Genomic DNA, 16,339 nt, shown 5'->3' on the forward strand with positions numbered 1-16,339 from the left:
ACCGTGAGCCGTCACGTGCTCGTCACCGGCGGGAACAGAGGCATCGGCCTCTCCACCGCCCTCGCCTTCGCCGAACAGGGCGACAAGGTCACCGTCACCTACCGCACCGGCGAGCCGCCCGAAGGGCTCTTCGGCGTGCGCTGCGACGTGACGGACCCCGAGTCCGTGCGCCGCGCCGTGGAGGAGGCCCGCATCCAGCACGGGCCGATCCAGGTACTGGTCTCCAACGCCGGCATCACCCGCGACGAGCTGTTCGTCGGCATGCACGCCGAGGACTTCCGCGCCGTCATCGAGACCAACCTGCTCGCGGCGGTGGCCGTCACCAAGGAGGTCCTGCCGGACATGCTCAAGGCCCGCTGGGGCCGGATCGTCCTCGTCGCCTCGGTGAGCGCCCTGGCCGGCGCCCCGGGCCAGACCAACTACGCCGCCTCCAAGGCCGGCCTGATCGGGTTCGGGCGCTCGCTCGCCCTGGAGGTCGGGCGCCGCAAGGTCACCGTCAACGTGGTGACTCCGGGGCTGATCGAGACCGACATGGTCAAGGACGTCTCCGGCCCGCGCCGCGAGCACCTGCTCAGCCAGACCTCCCTCTTCCGCGCGGGCGAACCCGAAGAGGTGGCCGGAGTCGTGAAGTTCCTGGCGAGCGACGACGCCTCGTACGTCACCTCGGCCGTCATCCCCGTCACCGGCGGCCTCGGCGTCGGCCACTGACCCTCCCCACCCGCCACTCCTCCCCCCACGCACCCCTCCCCCACGCGCCACGCATCCCTCCCCCCACGCGCCCCATCCACCCGTCACATCCATCCGCAGGAAAGGAAACCCATGGCGAACGACAAGGTCCTCGAGATCGCCCACCAGATGGGCCGGATCTTCAACGATCTGGACGCGGAGGCAGCCCACTCCCTGGTCGCCCCCGACTTCGTCGACTACGAGGCCCCGCCCGGTACCCCCGGTGGCCCCGACGGCTACCTCGGCACCGCCCGCTGGATGAACTCCGTGTTCTCCGAGGCCGGCTGGGACCACCTCGACTCCTTCGCCGACGGCGACCGGGCCGTGATCCGGGTGCGGTTCACCGGAATCCACACCGGCAACTTCCTCGGCTTCGAGGGCACCGGCAACAAGGTCGACGTCGAGCACATCCACATCTACCGCGTCGGTGACGACGGCCTCGTCCACGAGCACTGGGCCTGCCGCCAGGACCTGTTCCTGCTGGCCCAGATCGGCGCGGTCGAACTCAAGCTGCCGCCCACGGGCACGCAGGCGTAACCGCTTCCCCGCCCCACCACTCAGGTCGCCGAACACCCCACGGGTTCGGCGGCCTGAGTGCATTTCCAGAAGCACCCGACAGCTCGACAGGCACGACAGACATGACAGACACGACAGAGAGGAACGAAGCCGTGACGAGAGCCGACCGGCCGGCGTGGGCCCTGGTGGCGACCTCGCTGCCCATGTTCATGGTCGCCGTGGACAACCTGGTGGTCACCAACGCCCTCGCCGTGATCGCGGAGGACCTGAACACCAGCCAGACCGGCCTGCAGTGGGTGGTCAACGGCTACATCCTGCCCTTCGCCGGACTCCTGCTCGCCGGCGCCGCACTCGGCGACCGGATCGGCCGGCGCCGCGTCTTCGTCTGGGGCATCGGCGTGTTCACCGCGGCCTCGGCGGCCTGCGCGCTGGCGACCTCGGCGGGGGCCCTGATGGCCGCCCGCGTCCTGCAGGGCGCCGGAGCCGCCGCGATCCTGCCGGTCTCCCTGACCCTCGCGGTCGCCGCGGTCGGCCCGGCCAAACGCGCCCTGGCGGTCGGCGTGTGGGGCGGGGTCAACGGCCTGGGCATCGCCATCGGCCCCATGGCGGGCGGCATGGTGACCCAGGGCCTGGACTGGCACTGGATCTTCTGGCTCAACGTGCCGGTGGGCCTGCTGGCCCTGCCGCTCGCGCTGTGGGCCGTACGCGAATCGACCGGCGCGGCCCGCCCCCTCGACGTGTGGGGGACCCTGCTCTCGTGCGGCACCGTGGTGGCCGCGGTCTGGTCGATCATCCAGTCCGCCGGAGAGGAGGCCTCACCGCTCCGCACGCTCCTGGGCGTCGCACTGACCGCCGTACTCGCCGCCGCCTTCGCCCACCGCCAGCGCACCGCCGCGCACCCGCTCATCCCGCTCCACCTCTACCGGGTGCGGCCGTTCATGCTGAGCAACATGCTGGCGATGGCCATGTACTTCGGCGTGTTCGGATCCATCTTCTTCCTGGCCCAGTTCCTCCAGGGTCCGATGGGCTACTCCCCGCTCGAAGCGGGCCTGCGCACCCTGCCCTGGACCGTGGCCCCGATGGTGGCCGTACCCGTGGCCAGCGCCCTGCTGGACCGGGTGGGCGGCTGGCGGCTCCAGGCGGCCGGCTGTCTGGCCCAGGCCCTCGCCCTGGCCTGGCTGGGGCTGATCGCCCGGCCGGGCGTGTCCTACGGGCCGATGGTGATCGCCATGGTGCTCGCCGGCGTCGGCATGGGCCTGGTCTTCGCGGCCAACCCCGCGACGGTGATCGGCTCCGTGCAGGAGCACGAGCACAACCTGGCGTCCGGGGTGAACAACACCATCCGCGAGTTCGGCGGCGCCCTCGGCATCGCCGTGCTCACCCTCGTGTACGTACAAGGCGGCCTCCGCAGCGCTGTGCTGACGGGGGCCGCCGTGGTGTTCGCGGGCGCCTTCGCGGGAGTCGCTATCGGGCGTACCTCAGCACGGCCCGGGTCCGTGCCAGCACCTTCTGCGTCCCCTGGCGCACGGTCAGATCGACCCGAACCGAGCCGTCTTCCCTGACCTCGGCCACCGCGCCGCCGACGGTGATCTCCACACCGTCGGCGGTGTCGGGGACCACGACGGGGCGGGTGAACCGGGTTCCGTACTCCTCGAAGACGGCCCCCTCGCCCGCCCACCCGCGCAGGGCGGTCGCGGCGAGGCCCATGCTGAGCATCCCGTGGGCGATGACCCCCGGCAGCCCCACCCGGGCGGCCGTGGAGTCGGACCAGTGGATCGGGTTGTGGTCGCCGGACGCCGCCGCGTACCGGACGAGATCGGCCCGGGTCACGCGGAAGGTGCGGGTGGGGAACGTGTCTCCTGCGGCGGTCACTTGCCGTCCTCCTCAAGCCCCGAGTCGTGCCGTGAAACGAGCGTGGACGTCGTCGTGCACACCAGCGCGTCGCCGTCCGCCTCCCGTACCCGCCCGCGCAGGGTGAGCACGTCGTTGCCGTCGACGACGGCGGCGGCGAGCACCTCGATCTCGACGACGAGGCGGTCCCCCGACCGGATCGGCCGCACCGCCTCGAACCGCTGGTCGCGGTGGAGGACCCGGGAGAAGTCGAAGCCGAGCCCGGGATCGTCGATCACCTGCCGCTCGGCGTGCATGGACAGCACGATGGGGAACGTGGGCGGCGCCGTCAGGCCGTCCCCGGCCTCGGCGCCCACCGCGCGCGAGAACTCCCGGATGGTCTCGCGGCCGACTTCGTAGGGCTCGCTCGGCGGATACGTACGCCCCGCGAAGGACGTGTCGAAGGCAGATGGCATGGGGCCTCTCCTCGGAAAGTGCAGACAGAAGGACGGACAGAGGAACGGACGGGAAGAACGGACGGGAAGAACGGACGGGAAGAACGGACGGAAGGCCGGACAGCACAGCGGCGCCCGCGCGAGGGTTCGCGGGCGCCGCTGTGAGCCGGCCGGACATCAGCGGGGTGAACGCACCACCAGGGCGGCCGCGTTGCCGTCCCACCCCACGGAGGTGATGAGCGCGGTCACCGGCTTGACGGGCGGCTGCGCCTTCCACAGCGCGAGGAGACCGGCGAGCTGCATCGAGCCGCTCGCGCTGTACGTCTCTCCGAGCGCGTCGGCGATCCGCAGGGTCGCCGCCGGCGCACCGCCCAGCGCGACCCGCACGCCGCGCCGTTCGACCGCTTCCAGGCCCCGCTGGTGCACGGCCCCGAGGGAGACCACGTCGATCTCGCCCCGTTCGACCCCGCTGCGCTCCAGCGCACGCGAGACGGCGACGGCCAGCCCGTCGGCGTAGTCGCGCGGGTCGGGGGTGAACCGCGACTCGCACGCGAGGAGCTCGGCCAGCTCACCACCGGCCGGCCGGCCGGGCTGGACCGTGAACACCGCGGCGCCCTCGCCGAGCGCGGCGCCCTCCCGCAGCACCCCGGTACGGTGCCAGGCCCAGGCCGCCGGAGCGCTCAGCTCCTCCACGCCACCGACCAGCAGCCGGTCCGCGCGCCCGAGCGAGAGCGCCAGCCGGGCGTGCCGGAAGGCGAGCAGGGAGGCCGTCTGGCCGCCCGCCACCGTGGCGTTGAGGCCGCGCAGTCCGTTGCGGATGGCGATCTGGCCGGTGGTGCTGTTCATCACCGTGTTCGGGAACCGGCCCGGATTGACCAGGTACGGCTTCTCCAGCGTCAGCGTGTCGTAGAGCAGGGTGCTGTGCGTGGACACCGACCCGGTGTTCGTGGCGAGCACCACGCCCGTGCGGGCCCCGTCGACCTCGATCCCCTCGAGCACCGCCTTGCAGGAGATCAGCCCGAACGAGGTCAGGCGGTCCAGGTACTTCGTGCCCTTGCGTCCGAGGTGCTCCTTGACGTCCAGGCCCCGTACCGCGCGGACCGGACGCGGCGGGTACGCCGCCGCGTCCTCGCCGACCGGCTCGTCGTGGGCCTCGCCGCCGCCGAGCAGCCGCTCGGCCAGCGCGTCCAGCCCCAGACCGGCCGCGGAGACGACACCCGCCGAAGCCACGTAGAGCGGTTCGACGACGGTCACCTTCCGCTCCTCGGCCGTGGCGGTCGTCGCGGTCGTCGCGGTCACGAAACCCTCCCCAGGATGGTGATGACGTTGTTCCCGCCGAAGGCGAAACCGTGGTTCTGCACGATGTTCAGGCGGGCCTCGCGGCCGACGCCCGGCACGCAGTCAACGCCCTCCCCGAGCTCGGGGTCCGGCTCGGTGACGTGCGCGGTGGGCGGCAGGAAGTCCTGCTCCAGCGCCTTGCAGCAGGCGATCGCGCCGAAACCGGAGGCCGCGCCCATGGTGTGGCCCAGCATCGACTTGATCGAACTGATCGGCGGGATGCGGTCGCCGAACACCTCGCGCGCCGCCGCCACTTCGGTGGCGTCGTTGGTGGGGGTGCCCGTTCCGTGCGCGCAGATGTAGTCGATCTGCTCCGGGTCCACCCCCGCCGCCTCGTGCGCGGCCCGGATGCCGGACGCGATGCTGGCCGCGTCGGGGTGCACCATGTGCGAGGCGTCGCAGTTCGCCGCGTACCCGAGCACCTCGGCGTACATGCGGGCCCCGCGCCGCTGCGCGTGTTCGTACGACTCCAGCACCAGCACCGCGCCGCCCTCGCCGGTGACGATGCCGGAGCGGTCCGCGGCGAAGGGCCGCGGAACGTCCTCGGCCATGGCGCCCAGCGCGTAGAACCCGGCGTGCGTCAGCCGGTTGACGGCATCGGCGCCGCCCGCCAGCATCACCTCGGCCTCACCGCTGCGGACCAGGTCGAAGGCGTACCCGAGCGCGTAGTTGGAGGCGGAACAGGCCGTCGGGATCGTCTGCGTGTCGCCGCTCAGCAGCAGCTCGGAGCTGACCGCGTTGGCGATCCGCGCGGCCGGGGTCTGCCCGGCCAGACCGCCGTCGATCGACTCCAGTCCGCCCTGGATCCACTGCTCGGCCAGCTCCTGGACGACGGCGGACTCACCGCTGGTCGTCCCCATGATCGCGCCGGCCCCGGCGGCCTCCAGCTGGCCCTCGTCGATCCCGGCGTCGACGATGGCCAGCCGGGCGGCCGCGGCGGCCAGCAGGCCGCTGCGGCCCCAGCGGGCCGGGTCGAGCCGCTTGAGGTGGTCGGCGGGATCGAAATCGAGGACCTCGCCGGCATTGCGCCGCGGAAATGCACTCGCGTCGAAACTCTCGATCGGCCCGGTACCGCTCTCGCCCGCACGGATCGCCGCGGCGAATACATCGGCACCGATACCGACCGGAGACACCGCGCCGAGCCCTGTGATGACCACCCGGCGGTACGTTCCCGCCGCCTTGCCGGCAGTACGCGCAGGTCCGGTCTCAGCCATTCGGGTTCTCCTTGGCGTACCGCTCGACACCGTCCACCAGGAGACGCAGGTTCACGAGTTCGGTGAGGTCGGTCTTCGGAATGACCACACCCAATTCCTTCTCGATCCTGGCGACGACGGTGATGAGGGAGAGCGAGTCGCTGTCGTAGTCGTCGATGAAGTGGCCACCGTCCGTGAGCTCGCCCTCCTCCAGCTCGAGCTCTTCGTTCACGATCGCACTGACAGCCGCGTAGTAGTCGCTCACGGATGCCACGGTCTGCTGAGTCATGCGCTTGCCTCTCGTCGCCTTCGAACCGTTTCGATGAGGACCGTATGCGGGCAGGAATTGACCGAGCAAGGCCCACTCAACCAAAGAGGCAGCACATTCCCCCAAAGTGGCAACGACGCACTTCCACCCCCTCCGACCTGCATTTGCCTGGGGTTTTATCAACGGTTTATCGAGGGTCTATCGATGGTTTATCGAGATTCCAAACCACCCTGCCAGAATCACCGTGACGGTGATATCGGGACGGCGGAAGAGGTCGAGATGAGCGGACTGCGCGGCCCACGATTGGCTTTGATATTTCCAGGCCAGGATGCGCGGCGTCCCGGAATGGGGCGGCCCTGGGCCGGCTCCCCGAGCTGGTACCTGGCCGAGCGGGCGAGCGAGGTCTGCGGACACGACGTGGCCGCCCTGCTGCTGGACCCCGTCCACGGCGCGGACCACCCGCCGCGGACGGACGGCGCCCAGATCGCCACCTTCGTACTGGAGATGGTGATCCTCGCCGATCTGCGGCGGGCCCTGCCCGCGGCCGCCCGCCCCCTCGTCTGCGCCGGCCACGGCCTCGGCGAGTACTCCGCCCTCGTCGCCGCCGGCATCGTCGGCTTCGAGGAGGGCGTGCGCCTGGTCGCCGCCCGCGGCAAGGCGATGCAGGAGGCGTCCGCCGCGCACCCCGGCACCATGGCGGCCGTGCACGGCCTCTCCCCCGAAGCCCTGGAGCGCGCCGCGGAGTCGGTGCGCGAGGCCGGCGGCCGGGTCTGGGCGGCGCACCTCGACTCGGACCGGCAGACCGTCCTGTCGGGCGACCCGGCCTCCGTGGCCCGCTGCCGCACCCTGGCACGGGAACTGGGGGCCGCCCGGATCCTGCCGGTCCCCCTCGGCGGCGCCTTCCACACCCCGCTGATGGCCGGCGCCGCGGCGGCCTTCTCCACCGCCCTCGCAGCCACCGGGTTCCACCGCGGATCCGCGCCCGTCGTCGCCAACGCCGACGCGCAGCCGCACCACGGCCCGGACGGCTGGCCGGGCCTGCTGGAGCGCCAGCTGACCGGCCCGGTGCGCTGGGCGGACTCGGTGCGCACGATGGCCGACGGCCTGTACTGCGACATGTTCGTCGAGGTCGGCCCCGGCCGCTCCCTCACCGCACTGGCCCGCGAGACCGCGCCTCGAGTCTCCCGCCTGACCATCTCGGAGCCGGGCCAACTGCCCGCCGTCCCGCAGACCCTCGTACGGAGCGCCGCATGAACACGACCGCGAACACGACCACGCACACGAGCACCACCACACACCCTGCCGCCCCCGCCCACTGGGACGCGATCGTCATCGGTTCGGGCATCGGCGGCCTGGTCTGCGCGGCCTACCTCGCGGTCGGCGGCAAGCGGGTCCTGGTCGCCGAGCAGGGAGCGGTCGCGGGCGGCAACAGCCACGTGTTCCGCAGACGCCGCGCCTACGAGTTCGACGTCGGCGTGCACTACCTCGGCGACTGCGGCCCCGACGGCATCCTGCCCGCCATCCTGGACGGTCTGGGGCTGGGCGGCCGGGTCCCGTACGAGGAGATGGACCCCGACGGCTTCGACCGCATCGTGGCCGGGGGCACCACCCTGGACATGCCGGCGGACTGGAAGCGGTACCGCGAGCGGCTCCAGGAGGCCTGCCCCGCGGACGCCGCCGGGATCGACACCTTCCTGGACGTCGTGGCGGGACTCGGCACCGAGCGCCGCGACGCCATCGTCGCCGCCGCGGACCTGCCCATGGCGGAGCTGGAGCGCCTCGCCCCGCAGTCGGTGGCCTGGGGCCGGCGGACGCTGACCGAGCTCTTCGACCACTGCGCGCTCTCCACCCGCGCCCGCACCCTGCTCGCCGCCCAGTCGCCCAATTACGGGATGTCGCCGGACGAGGCGACCGTCGCCACCCACGCCACCCTCATCGACCACTACGTCCGCGGCGCCTACTACCCGCAAGGGGGCGGGCAGATGCTCGCCTCGGGGCTGCTCGAAGTGATCCGCGCGCACGGAGGGGCCCTGCGGACCCGCGCCCGGGTGACCCGCATAGCGATCGAGGAGGGCCGCGTCCGCGGCGTGGAGTTCGCCGACGGCAGCGCCGCCACCGCTGCGGTGGTCGTCTCGAACGCCGACTACCGCCGCACCATGCTGGAGCTGGTGGGCGAGGACCGGCTGCCCCGGCGCCTGGCCGCCAAGACCAGGGACGCCCGGATGGCACTGCCCTGGGCCACCGTCTACGTGGCCCTGGACAAGGACATCGAGCGCCACGCCAACGTGTGGTGGTACCGCGGCGAGGACATCGGCCGCTACTACGAGGACCTCCGCTCCGGCGCCCCGTCCTCCACCACCGACTTCCTCTTCATGTCCTTCGCCTCCGGCAAGGACCACGTCGGCCGCCGCATCTGCCCGCCCGGCCACTCCAATTTCCAGCTGATGACGCTCTGCCCGCCCGGCCTCGCACACTGGGGCGTCACCGACGGCCCGGCGGACGGCGGGACGTACCGCGACGACCCGGCGTACCGCAAGGAGAAGGCGCGGCTGACCGAGTCCGTCCTGGACGCCGCGGAGGAGGTCCTCGGCCCGTTCCGCGGCCACATCACCCACCTGGAGACGGCCACCCCGCTCACCCAGGAGCGGTACACGCTCTCCACCGGCGGCACCCCCTTCGGCATGGCGCAGTGGGGCGCCACCGGCGCCCGCCCGGACACGGCCACCCTCATCGAGGGCCTGCACATCGCCGGGGCCAACACCCGGTACGGGAACGGCATCACGGGCTCGGCCGTCAGCGGCATCGCCTGCGCCGGCCAGATCCTGGGCCGCCGCCTCATGCACGAGGTGCACACGGGCTCGGTGCTCGGGGACCCCGCCCTGCTCCCGGACCGCGGCACCGACTGGGACCCCCTGGCGGTGTCCCGCGGTCTGACGCCCCGCGGGCCGGCGTGAGGCTGAGCGCGGACGAACGCCGGGAGACCGTGCTCCGGGCCGCGATCGCCGAATTCGCCACCGGCGGCTACCACGGCACCTCGACGGAGGCGATCGCCCGCCGGGTCGGGGTCTCCCAGCCGTACCTGTTCCGGCTGTTCCCGACCAAGCGCGCCCTCTTCCAGGCCGCGGCGGTCCGTTCCTTCGAGCGGACCGCCGCGGTGTACGAGCTGGCCGCGGCGGAACTGCGGGGCACGGAGGCGCTGGACGCCATGGCCCGCGCCCGCGACCGCCTGCTCGCCGAGGAACCCCTTCCCCTGATGCGGCTCCAGGCCGCCGTCGCGGCGGCGGCCCTGGACGACCGCCCCTTCGCCGCCGTCCTGCGCCGCTCCTGGTGCGACCTGTGGGACCTGGTCCACACCTGCTCCGGCGCCGCCCCGGCCGAGGTCACCGCCTTCTTCGCCCACGAAGCCCTGGCCACCACGAGAGCCGCCATCACGGCCCCGCCCGGGCCCCCGCCGTAGCCGAGACCCTCGTCACCCCCGCACCCACGTCCCGGGGCACATCACCAGGGCACATCACCGGGGGCACAACGAAAGAGCCCCTGCTCCGGATTTCTCCGGAGCAGGGGCTCTTCCACATGTGCGCGAGGGGGGATTTGAACCCCCACGTCCCGAAGGACACTGGCACCTGAAGCCAGCGCGTCTGCCGTTCCGCCACTCGCGCAAAGTGACTACCAGCGGTTCTTCCCTTGCGGGCCGTTCCCCTGGCGACATCGGAACATTAGCACGTCGGAGGGGCTGGATTCACATCGCTTTTCGTGCTCTCCCGACGCCCGCCGACGACCGCCCCTCCCGTACTCGGCCGCCGGTGCGGGACACTGTCCTCGGGGCGCCCCTACGATCGCTTGTGAGGACCAACACTCATGCGCACGTGACCGATGGGGAACCACCCGAATCCGCCACGCGTGGATACGATCAGTAAGCAGTACAGGGCGACAACGACGGAGGAGGTGCCCCATGGGAGTCCTGAAGCGGTTCGAGCAGCGACTCGAAGGTCTGGTGAACGGCACCTTCGCCAAGGTCTTCAAGTCCGAGGTCCAGCCGGTGGAGATCGCGGGCGCCCTCCAGCGCGAGTGCGACAACAACGCCACCATCTGGAACCGCGAGCGCACCGTCGTCCCCAACGACTTCATCGTGGAGCTGAGCACGGGCGACTACGAGCGCCTGAGCCCCTACTCGGGCCAGCTCGGCGACGAGCTCGCGGGCCTCGTCCGCGACTACGCCAAGCAGCAGCGCTACAGCTTCATGGGCCCCATCAAGGTCCAGCTGGAGAAGGCCGACGACCTGGACACCGGGCTCTACCGGGTCCGCAGCCGCACGCTCGCAGCCAGCACCTCCCAGTCCCCCGGCCAGCCCGGTCCGGGCCAGGGACAGGGCCACCAGGCCCCCCCGGCCCAGCCCGGCGGCTACGGGTACCCCCCGGCCTCCGCGCCGCCCATGCCCGCAGGACCGCCCCCGGGCGGCCCCGGCGGACCCGGCGCACGCAGGGCGGGACCCGGCGGACCGGCTCCCGTACCTCCCGGCGGCGCCGTCCGGCGCCACTGGATCGAGATCAACGGCACCCGCCACCAGATCTCGCGCCCTACGCTCGTACTCGGCCGAAGCACCGAGGCCGACGTGCGGATCGACGACCCCGGCGTATCGCGCCGGCACTGTGAGATCCGGACCGGAACGCCCTCGACGATCCAGGATCTAGGGTCCACCAACGGCATCGTGGTGGACGGGCAGCACACCACCCGCGCTACGCTCCGCGACGGTTCACGGATCGTCGTGGGCAGCACCACCATCATTTACCGGCAAGCCGAAGGGTGAAGCGGGGGCAATGTCAGAGCTGACCCTGACGGTCATGCGGTTGGGTTTCCTGGCCGTTCTGTGGCTGTTCGTCATCGTGGCCGTTCAGGTCATCCGCAGCGATCTCTTCGGTACGAGAGTCACGCAGCGCGGTTCCCGACGCGGCGGGGGCGCTTCCGGCACCCCGGCGGCGCAGCAGGGCCGCCAGGCCTCTGCTCCACCGCAGCAGCGCCAGCGCCGCGGTGCGCCGACCAAACTCGTCGTCTCCGAGGGCACCCTCACGGGCACCACGGTGGCCCTCGCGGGCCAGACGATCACCTTGGGCCGCGCCCACGACTCCACGATCGTGCTGGACGACGACTACGCCTCCAGCAGGCATGCCAGGATCTACCCGGACCGTGACGGTCAGTGGATCGTCGAGGATCTCGGGTCCACCAACGGCACGTATCTCGACCGGACCCGGCTGACCACCCCGACGCCCATTCCGCCGGGCGCCCCGATCCGCATCGGCAAGACCGTCATCGAGCTGCGGAAGTAGTACGAGAATGAGCGAGCGGAGCGAGCGAGCCGCAGCGGTCCGTCCCACCGGGGACACGGACCCGAGCGCGCTCCAGGCCGGAGGGTGGGCAGTGTGGCTCGAGACCGGTTGTACCCCGAGGCGTCGACAGGGCAGGTGCGCATGAGTCTGTCCCTGCGGTTCGCCGCCGGATCGCACAAGGGCATGATCCGGGAGGGCAACGAGGACTCCGGCTACGCCGGTCCCCGTCTCCTCGCGATCGCCGACGGCATGGGCGGCCAGGCCGCCGGCGAAGTCGCCAGCTCCGAGGTGATCTCCGCCCTCGTGCAGCTCGACGACGACGTCCCGGGCTCCGACATGCTCACCGCGCTCAGCACCGCGGTGCAGCGCGCGAACGACCAGTTGCGGGTCATGGTCGAGGAGGACCCCCAGCTCGAGGGCATGGGCACCACGCTCACCGCCCTGCTCTGGACGGGCCAGCGCCTCGGCCTGGTCCACGTCGGCGACTCCCGCGCCTACCTGCTCCGCGACGGCGTCCTCACGCAGATCACCCAGGACCACACCTGGGTGCAGCGCCTCGTCGACGAGGGCCGGATCACCGAAGAGGAAGCCACCACCCACCCGCAGCGCTCCCTGCTGATGAGGGCCCTGGGCAGCGGCGACATCGTCGAGCCCGACCTCTCCATCCGCGAGGTCCGGGTCGGCGACCGCTACCTGATCTGCTCCGACGGACTCTCCGGCGTGGTCTCCCACCAGACCCTCGAAGAGACCCTCGCCGACTACCACGGCCCCCGCGAGACCGTGGCCTCCCTCATCCAGCTCGCGCTGCGCGGCGGCGGCCCCGACAACATCACCTGCATCGTGGCCGACGTCCTCGACACCGACAGCGGCGACACCCTGGCCGCGCAGGTCAACGACACCCCGGTCGTCGTCGGCGCGGTCGCCGAGAACCAGCACCACCAGCTCTTCGACGGCGGCAACGCCATGCAGACGCCCGCCGGCCGCGCCTCCGGGCTCGGCCGCCAGAGCCCCCCGCCCGCCGGCGCCTTCGGCCCCCCCGGCAGCGGCGAGGCCCCGGGTTACGGCGGTTACGGCGCCCAGGGACAGGGCGGCGGAGCCGACGCGTACGGCAGCTTCGGCGACCCCGACCCGTACGCCGGCGACTCCGGGTACGAGGACACGTACGACCACCCTCGCCGGCGGCGCGGCAAGGGCCGCAAGTGGACCACGCGCACGCTGACGCTGCTCGTGGTCCTCGGTGTCATCGGCGGCGGCCTGTACGCGGGCTACCGCTGGACCCAGACGCAGTTCTACGTCGGGGTCAAGGACGAGCACGTCGCGCTCTTCCGCGGGATCAGCCAGAAGCTGGGGCCGCTGGAGCTCTCCAAGGTGGAGACCGACCGCCCCGACATCGAACTGAAGTACCTGCCGCCCTTCAAGCGCAAGCAGGTCGTGGACACGATCGGCGAAAGCAGCCTCGACTCCGCCCGTACGAAGATCGACGAGCTCGGCACCCAGACCTCCGCGTGCAAGAAGGACGAGGAGCGGCGTGCCGCCGAGGCGCAGGGCAACCAGACACCCGGCCCCGTCCTGACTGCCGCCGAGCAGCAGGTCGTCGGCCTGTGCGAGAAGCAGTAGACATACGCGGGCACAGGGGGCCCGCCACACCATGAGCGTTGTCACCAACACGACCACCATCGGCGCCATCGAGGCGCCGAGCCGGCGGAACACCGAGCTCCTGCTGCTCGCCTTCGCCGTGGTCATCCCGATCTTCGCCTACGCCAACGCGGGCATGTCGCTCCACGGGAAGCTGCCCCCGGGCATGCTCACCTACGGGCTCGGCCTCGGCGTCCTGGCGGGCATCGCCCACTTCGTCGTGCGGCGCTACGCCAAGTACGCCGACCCGCTGCTGCTGCCGATCGCCACACTCCTCAACGGGCTGGGCCTCGTCCTGATCTGGCGCCTCGACCAGTCCGAGCGCCTGCAGAACCTGGCGAAGCGGCAGTTCGGCGCCTTCTCCGAGTCCGCCCCCCGGCAGATGATGTACACGGCGCTCGCCATCGCCCTGTTCGCCGTGGTCCTGCTGGTCCTCAAGGACCACCGCGTGCTCCAGCGGTTCACGTACATCTCCATGGCCGCCTCGCTCGTGCTGCTGATCCTGCCCGTGATCCCGGGTCTGGGAGCCGACGTCTTCGGCGCCAAGATCTGGATCAGCGTCGGCGGGTTCTCCATCCAGCCCGGCGAGTTCGCCAAGATCGTCATCGCCGTCTTCTTCGCCGGCTACCTCATGGTCAAGCGCGACGCCCTGGCGCTCGCCAGCCGCCGCTTCATGGGCCTCTACCTGCCGCGCGGCCGCGACCTCGGCCCGATCCTGATGATCTGGGCGATGAGCCTGCTCGTCCTGGTCTTCGAGAACGACCTCGGCACCTCGCTGCTCTTCTTCGGCATGTTCGTGATCATGCTGTACGTGGCCACCGAGCGGACGAGCTGGATCGTCATCGGCCTCCTCATGAGCGTCGGCGGAGCCACCGTGGTCGGCGCCACCGCCAGCCACGTCAAGGCCCGCGTCACCGCCTGGCTCGACCCCTTCGCCTGCTACCAGAAGTCCGGCGCCTGCGAACAGGTCGGCCAGTCGATCATGAGCTTCGGCTCCGGCGGGGTCCTCGGCACCGGCTGGGGGCAGGGCAACTCCGACCTCATCGGCTTCGCCGCCAACTCCGACTTCATCTTCTCCACCGTCGGCGAAGAACTCGGGCTCGCCGGGGTCATGGCCTTCCTCCTGCTCTACGGCCTGATCATCGAGCGGGGCGTGCGCACCGCCCTCGCCGCCCGCGACCCCTTCGGCAAGCTCTTCGCGATCGGCCTCTCCGGCGCCTTCGCGCTCCAGATCTTCGTGGTCGCCGGCGGAGTCATGGGCCTCATCCCCCTGACCGGCATGACCATGCCCTTCCTCGCGTCCGGCGGCTCGTCCGTCCTCGCGAACTGGATCCTCATCGCCATCCTCATCCGGATCAGCGACACCGCACGCCGCCCCGCCCCGGCCCCGGCACCGTCCCCCGACTCCGAGATGACCCAGGTGGTCCGCCCGTCATGAACAAGCCCCTGCGCCGCATCTCGATCTTCTGCGGGCTGCTCGTCCTGGCACTGCTCGTGCGGACCAACTGGCTCCAGTACGTCAAGGCCGAGGAGCTGAGCACCCGCAAGGAGAACCGCCGGGTCCAGATCGCCCAGTACGCCACCGAGCGCGGCAACATCATCGTCGAGGGCAAGCCGATCACCGGCTCCGCCGTCACCGACGGCAGCGACTACAAGTTCAAGCGGACCTACATGGACGGTCCGCTCTGGGCCCCCGTGACCGGGTACGCCTCCCAGGCCTTCGGCTCCACCCAGCTCGAATCCCTCGAGGACGGCATCCTCACCGGCAACGACGACCGGCTCTTCTTCGACCGCACCATCGGCATGTTCACCGGCGAGAAGAAGCAGGGCGGCAACGTCGTCACGACGCTCAACGCCGCCGCCCAGAAGGCCGCCTTCGACAAGCTCGGCAGCAAGAAGGGCGCCGTCGCGGCGATCGACCCGCGCACCGGCGCGATCCTCGCCCTGGTCAGCACCCCCTCGTACGACCCCACCTCCTTCGCCGGCAACTCCAAGACCGACGAGAAGGCCTGGGTCGAGCTCAAGGACAGCGAGGACAAGAAGCTGGTCAACCGCGCCCTGCGCGAGACCTACCCGCCCGGCTCCACCTTCAAGGTGGTCACCGCCGCCGCGGCCCTGGAGAACGGCGTCGTCAAGAACATCGACGACCCGACCGACACCGAGGACCCGTACATCCTCCCGGGCACCAAGACCGAGCTGATCAACCACGCCCCCGGATGCGGGAAGGCCAGCCTCAACGAGGCCATGCGCGTCTCCTGCAACTCCGTCTTCGCCAACATGGGCGACAAGGTGGGGCGGGACAACATGGTGAAGACCGCCGAGAAGTTCGGCTTCAACAACGACAAGATCGACACCCCGGTCCGCGCCTTCGCCAGCGTCTACGACAAGACCATGGGCAAGGACGGCAACGCCCTCAGCTCCATCGGCCAGTTCAACACGGCGGCCACCCCGCTGCAGATGGCCATGGTCACCGCCGCCATCGCCAACAACGGCAAGCTGATGAAGCCGTACATGGTCGACCAGCTCCAGTCGCCCAACGTCGACGTCATCGAGAAGCACGAGCCGCAGGAAATGAGCCGGCCGCTCTCCCCGGAGAACGCGAAGAAGATCCGGGACATGATGGTCAACGTGGTCGACAAGGGCACCGGCAGCACCGCCAGGATCAAGAACACCGTGGTCGGCGGCAAGACCGGAACCGCCCAGCACGGCGAGGGCAACAAGAAGCGCCCGTACGCCTGGTTCATCTCCTACGCCGAGAACCCGGACGGCAGCTCGCCGGTCGCCGTCGCCGTCGTCATCGAGGACAGCAACGCGGACCGCGAGGACATCAGCGGCGCCGGCCTCGCCGCCCCGGTCGCCAAGGCCGTCATGGAAGCCGTGCTCAAGAGCAACAAGGGGTGACGGGCGGGGCCGAGCGCCACGCGAGAGCCGCAAGGGGCACACAGATGTGATCCGGGTCACCGTTCCCGCCCGGATCGGAGCGTACGGTACCGGTCCGGTATCAGCCTGTGGTCACGAACCGATCACCGACGATCGGCCGGTAGCCTTTGCGCG

General features: G+C 71.2%; 16 protein-coding genes and 1 tRNA gene. 11 read left to right on the forward strand and 6 right to left on the reverse strand.

Annotation, left to right across the window (positions count from 1 at the left end; translation table 11 throughout):
• Positions 1 to 3: 3 nt before the first annotated feature.
• The 3 genes from fabG (at position 4) to OG898_RS11895 (ending at position 2,804) form a co-directional block, all read left to right on the forward strand.
• On the forward strand, positions 4 to 708 hold the full coding sequence (gene fabG, locus OG898_RS11885; RefSeq protein WP_250738708.1) for a 3-oxoacyl-ACP reductase FabG: 705 nt from the start codon (positions 4 to 6) through the stop codon (positions 706 to 708).
• Positions 709 to 819: 111 nt separating this feature from the next.
• Positions 820 to 1,263, forward strand: a complete 444-nt coding sequence (locus tag OG898_RS11890) for an ester cyclase (protein WP_250738707.1) — start codon at positions 820 to 822, stop codon at positions 1,261 to 1,263.
• A gap of 131 nt (positions 1,264 to 1,394) precedes the next feature.
• On the forward strand, positions 1,395 to 2,804 hold the full coding sequence (locus OG898_RS11895) for an MFS transporter (protein WP_250738705.1): 1,410 nt from the start codon (positions 1,395 to 1,397) through the stop codon (positions 2,802 to 2,804).
• On the opposite strand, the gene OG898_RS11900 is transcribed toward OG898_RS11895, so the two are convergent.
• The 5 genes from OG898_RS11900 to OG898_RS11920 form a co-directional block, all read right to left on the reverse strand.
• Positions 2,707 to 3,114, reverse strand: coding sequence for a MaoC/PaaZ C-terminal domain-containing protein (locus tag OG898_RS11900; RefSeq protein WP_250738703.1), 408 nt, complete (start codon positions 3,112 to 3,114; stop codon positions 2,707 to 2,709). The genes OG898_RS11895 and OG898_RS11900 overlap by 98 nt on opposite strands.
• Positions 3,111 to 3,548, reverse strand: coding sequence for a MaoC family dehydratase N-terminal domain-containing protein (locus OG898_RS11905; protein ID WP_250738702.1), 438 nt, complete (start codon positions 3,546 to 3,548; stop codon positions 3,111 to 3,113). Before OG898_RS11905 ends, OG898_RS11900 begins: the two co-directional genes overlap by 4 nt.
• 156 nt (positions 3,549 to 3,704) lie before the next feature.
• Positions 3,705 to 4,826, reverse strand: coding sequence for a beta-ketoacyl synthase N-terminal-like domain-containing protein (locus OG898_RS11910; RefSeq protein ID WP_266956689.1), 1,122 nt, complete (start codon positions 4,824 to 4,826; stop codon positions 3,705 to 3,707).
• Entirely contained in the window at positions 4,823 to 6,079 is a 1,257-nt protein-coding gene (locus tag OG898_RS11915; RefSeq protein ID WP_266956691.1) for a beta-ketoacyl synthase, read from the reverse strand. Before OG898_RS11915 ends, OG898_RS11910 begins: the two co-directional genes overlap by 4 nt.
• Positions 6,072 to 6,347, reverse strand: coding sequence for an acyl carrier protein (locus OG898_RS11920; RefSeq protein WP_250738697.1), 276 nt, complete (start codon positions 6,345 to 6,347; stop codon positions 6,072 to 6,074). Before OG898_RS11920 ends, OG898_RS11915 begins: the two co-directional genes overlap by 8 nt.
• Before the next feature lie 258 nt (positions 6,348 to 6,605).
• Here OG898_RS11920 and OG898_RS11925 point away from each other — a divergent pair, with 258 nt between their 5' ends.
• Genes OG898_RS11925 through OG898_RS11935 form a run of 3 tightly spaced genes read left to right on the forward strand, consistent with a single transcriptional unit; the run spans position 6,606 to position 9,783 of the window.
• On the forward strand, positions 6,606 to 7,580 hold the full coding sequence (locus tag OG898_RS11925; RefSeq protein WP_266956693.1) for an ACP S-malonyltransferase: 975 nt from the start codon (positions 6,606 to 6,608) through the stop codon (positions 7,578 to 7,580).
• Positions 7,577 to 9,280, forward strand: coding sequence for an NAD(P)/FAD-dependent oxidoreductase (locus OG898_RS11930; RefSeq protein ID WP_266956695.1), 1,704 nt, complete (start codon positions 7,577 to 7,579; stop codon positions 9,278 to 9,280). Before OG898_RS11925 ends, OG898_RS11930 begins: the two co-directional genes overlap by 4 nt.
• A complete protein-coding gene (locus OG898_RS11935) occupies positions 9,277 to 9,783 on the forward strand; it encodes a helix-turn-helix domain-containing protein (protein WP_323182620.1) in 507 nt (168 codons plus the stop codon). Before OG898_RS11930 ends, OG898_RS11935 begins: the two co-directional genes overlap by 4 nt.
• Positions 9,784 to 9,902: 119 nt before the next feature.
• Here the strand turns inward: OG898_RS11935 and OG898_RS11940 are convergent.
• Positions 9,903 to 9,985: transfer RNA gene (locus tag OG898_RS11940), tRNA-Leu, on the reverse strand.
• A 293-nt stretch (positions 9,986 to 10,278) separates the two neighbouring features.
• Between OG898_RS11940 and OG898_RS11945 the strand changes: the two genes are divergently transcribed.
• From OG898_RS11945 to OG898_RS11965, 5 genes are all read left to right on the forward strand, one after another.
• Positions 10,279 to 11,133, forward strand: coding sequence for a DUF3662 and FHA domain-containing protein (locus tag OG898_RS11945; protein ID WP_250738693.1), 855 nt, complete (start codon positions 10,279 to 10,281; stop codon positions 11,131 to 11,133).
• A gap of 10 nt (positions 11,134 to 11,143) precedes the next feature.
• Entirely contained in the window at positions 11,144 to 11,650 is a 507-nt protein-coding gene (locus OG898_RS11950; protein WP_250738692.1) for an FHA domain-containing protein, read from the forward strand.
• A 141-nt stretch (positions 11,651 to 11,791) separates the two neighbouring features.
• Entirely contained in the window at positions 11,792 to 13,267 is a 1,476-nt protein-coding gene (locus tag OG898_RS11955) for a PP2C family serine/threonine-protein phosphatase (protein WP_250738691.1), read from the forward strand.
• Positions 13,268 to 13,298: 31 nt separating this feature from the next.
• Complete coding sequence (locus OG898_RS11960) at positions 13,299 to 14,723, forward strand: FtsW/RodA/SpoVE family cell cycle protein (RefSeq protein ID WP_250738690.1); 1,425 nt, start codon at positions 13,299 to 13,301, stop codon at positions 14,721 to 14,723.
• The gene (locus OG898_RS11965) at positions 14,720 to 16,186 is read left to right on the forward strand and encodes a penicillin-binding protein 2 (protein ID WP_250738689.1); all 1,467 of its coding nucleotides are present in this window, start codon (positions 14,720 to 14,722) and stop codon (positions 16,184 to 16,186) included. Before OG898_RS11960 ends, OG898_RS11965 begins: the two co-directional genes overlap by 4 nt.
• Positions 16,187 to 16,339: the final 153 nt, after the last annotated feature.

The sequence above is a fragment of the Streptomyces sp. NBC_00193 genome (assembly GCF_026342735.1).
GTDB classification, from domain to species: domain Bacteria; phylum Actinomycetota; class Actinomycetes; order Streptomycetales; family Streptomycetaceae; genus Streptomyces; species Streptomyces stoeckheimensis.

Bases quoted from the DNA above. Each gene is read 5' to 3' on its own strand.
- OG898_RS11890 (WP_250738707.1), top strand. From the start codon at position 820: ATGGCGAACGACAAGGTCCTCGAGATCGCCCACCAGATGGGCCGGATC.
- OG898_RS11905 (WP_250738702.1), bottom strand. From the start codon at position 3,548: ATGCCATCTGCCTTCGACACGTCCTTCGCGGGGCGTACGTATCCGCCG.
- OG898_RS11915 (WP_266956691.1), bottom strand. From the start codon at position 6,079: ATGGCTGAGACCGGACCTGCGCGTACTGCCGGCAAGGCGGCGGGAACG.
- OG898_RS11920 (WP_250738697.1), bottom strand. From the start codon at position 6,347: ATGACTCAGCAGACCGTGGCATCCGTGAGCGACTACTACGCGGCTGTC.
- OG898_RS11925 (WP_266956693.1), top strand. From the start codon at position 6,606: ATGAGCGGACTGCGCGGCCCACGATTGGCTTTGATATTTCCAGGCCAG.
- OG898_RS11930 (WP_266956695.1), top strand. From the start codon at position 7,577: ATGAACACGACCGCGAACACGACCACGCACACGAGCACCACCACACAC.
- OG898_RS11945 (WP_250738693.1), top strand. From the start codon at position 10,279: ATGGGAGTCCTGAAGCGGTTCGAGCAGCGACTCGAAGGTCTGGTGAAC.
- OG898_RS11950 (WP_250738692.1), top strand. From the start codon at position 11,144: ATGTCAGAGCTGACCCTGACGGTCATGCGGTTGGGTTTCCTGGCCGTT.
- OG898_RS11955 (WP_250738691.1), top strand. From the start codon at position 11,792: ATGAGTCTGTCCCTGCGGTTCGCCGCCGGATCGCACAAGGGCATGATC.
- OG898_RS11960 (WP_250738690.1), top strand. From the start codon at position 13,299: ATGAGCGTTGTCACCAACACGACCACCATCGGCGCCATCGAGGCGCCG.
- OG898_RS11965 (WP_250738689.1), top strand. From the start codon at position 14,720: ATGAACAAGCCCCTGCGCCGCATCTCGATCTTCTGCGGGCTGCTCGTC.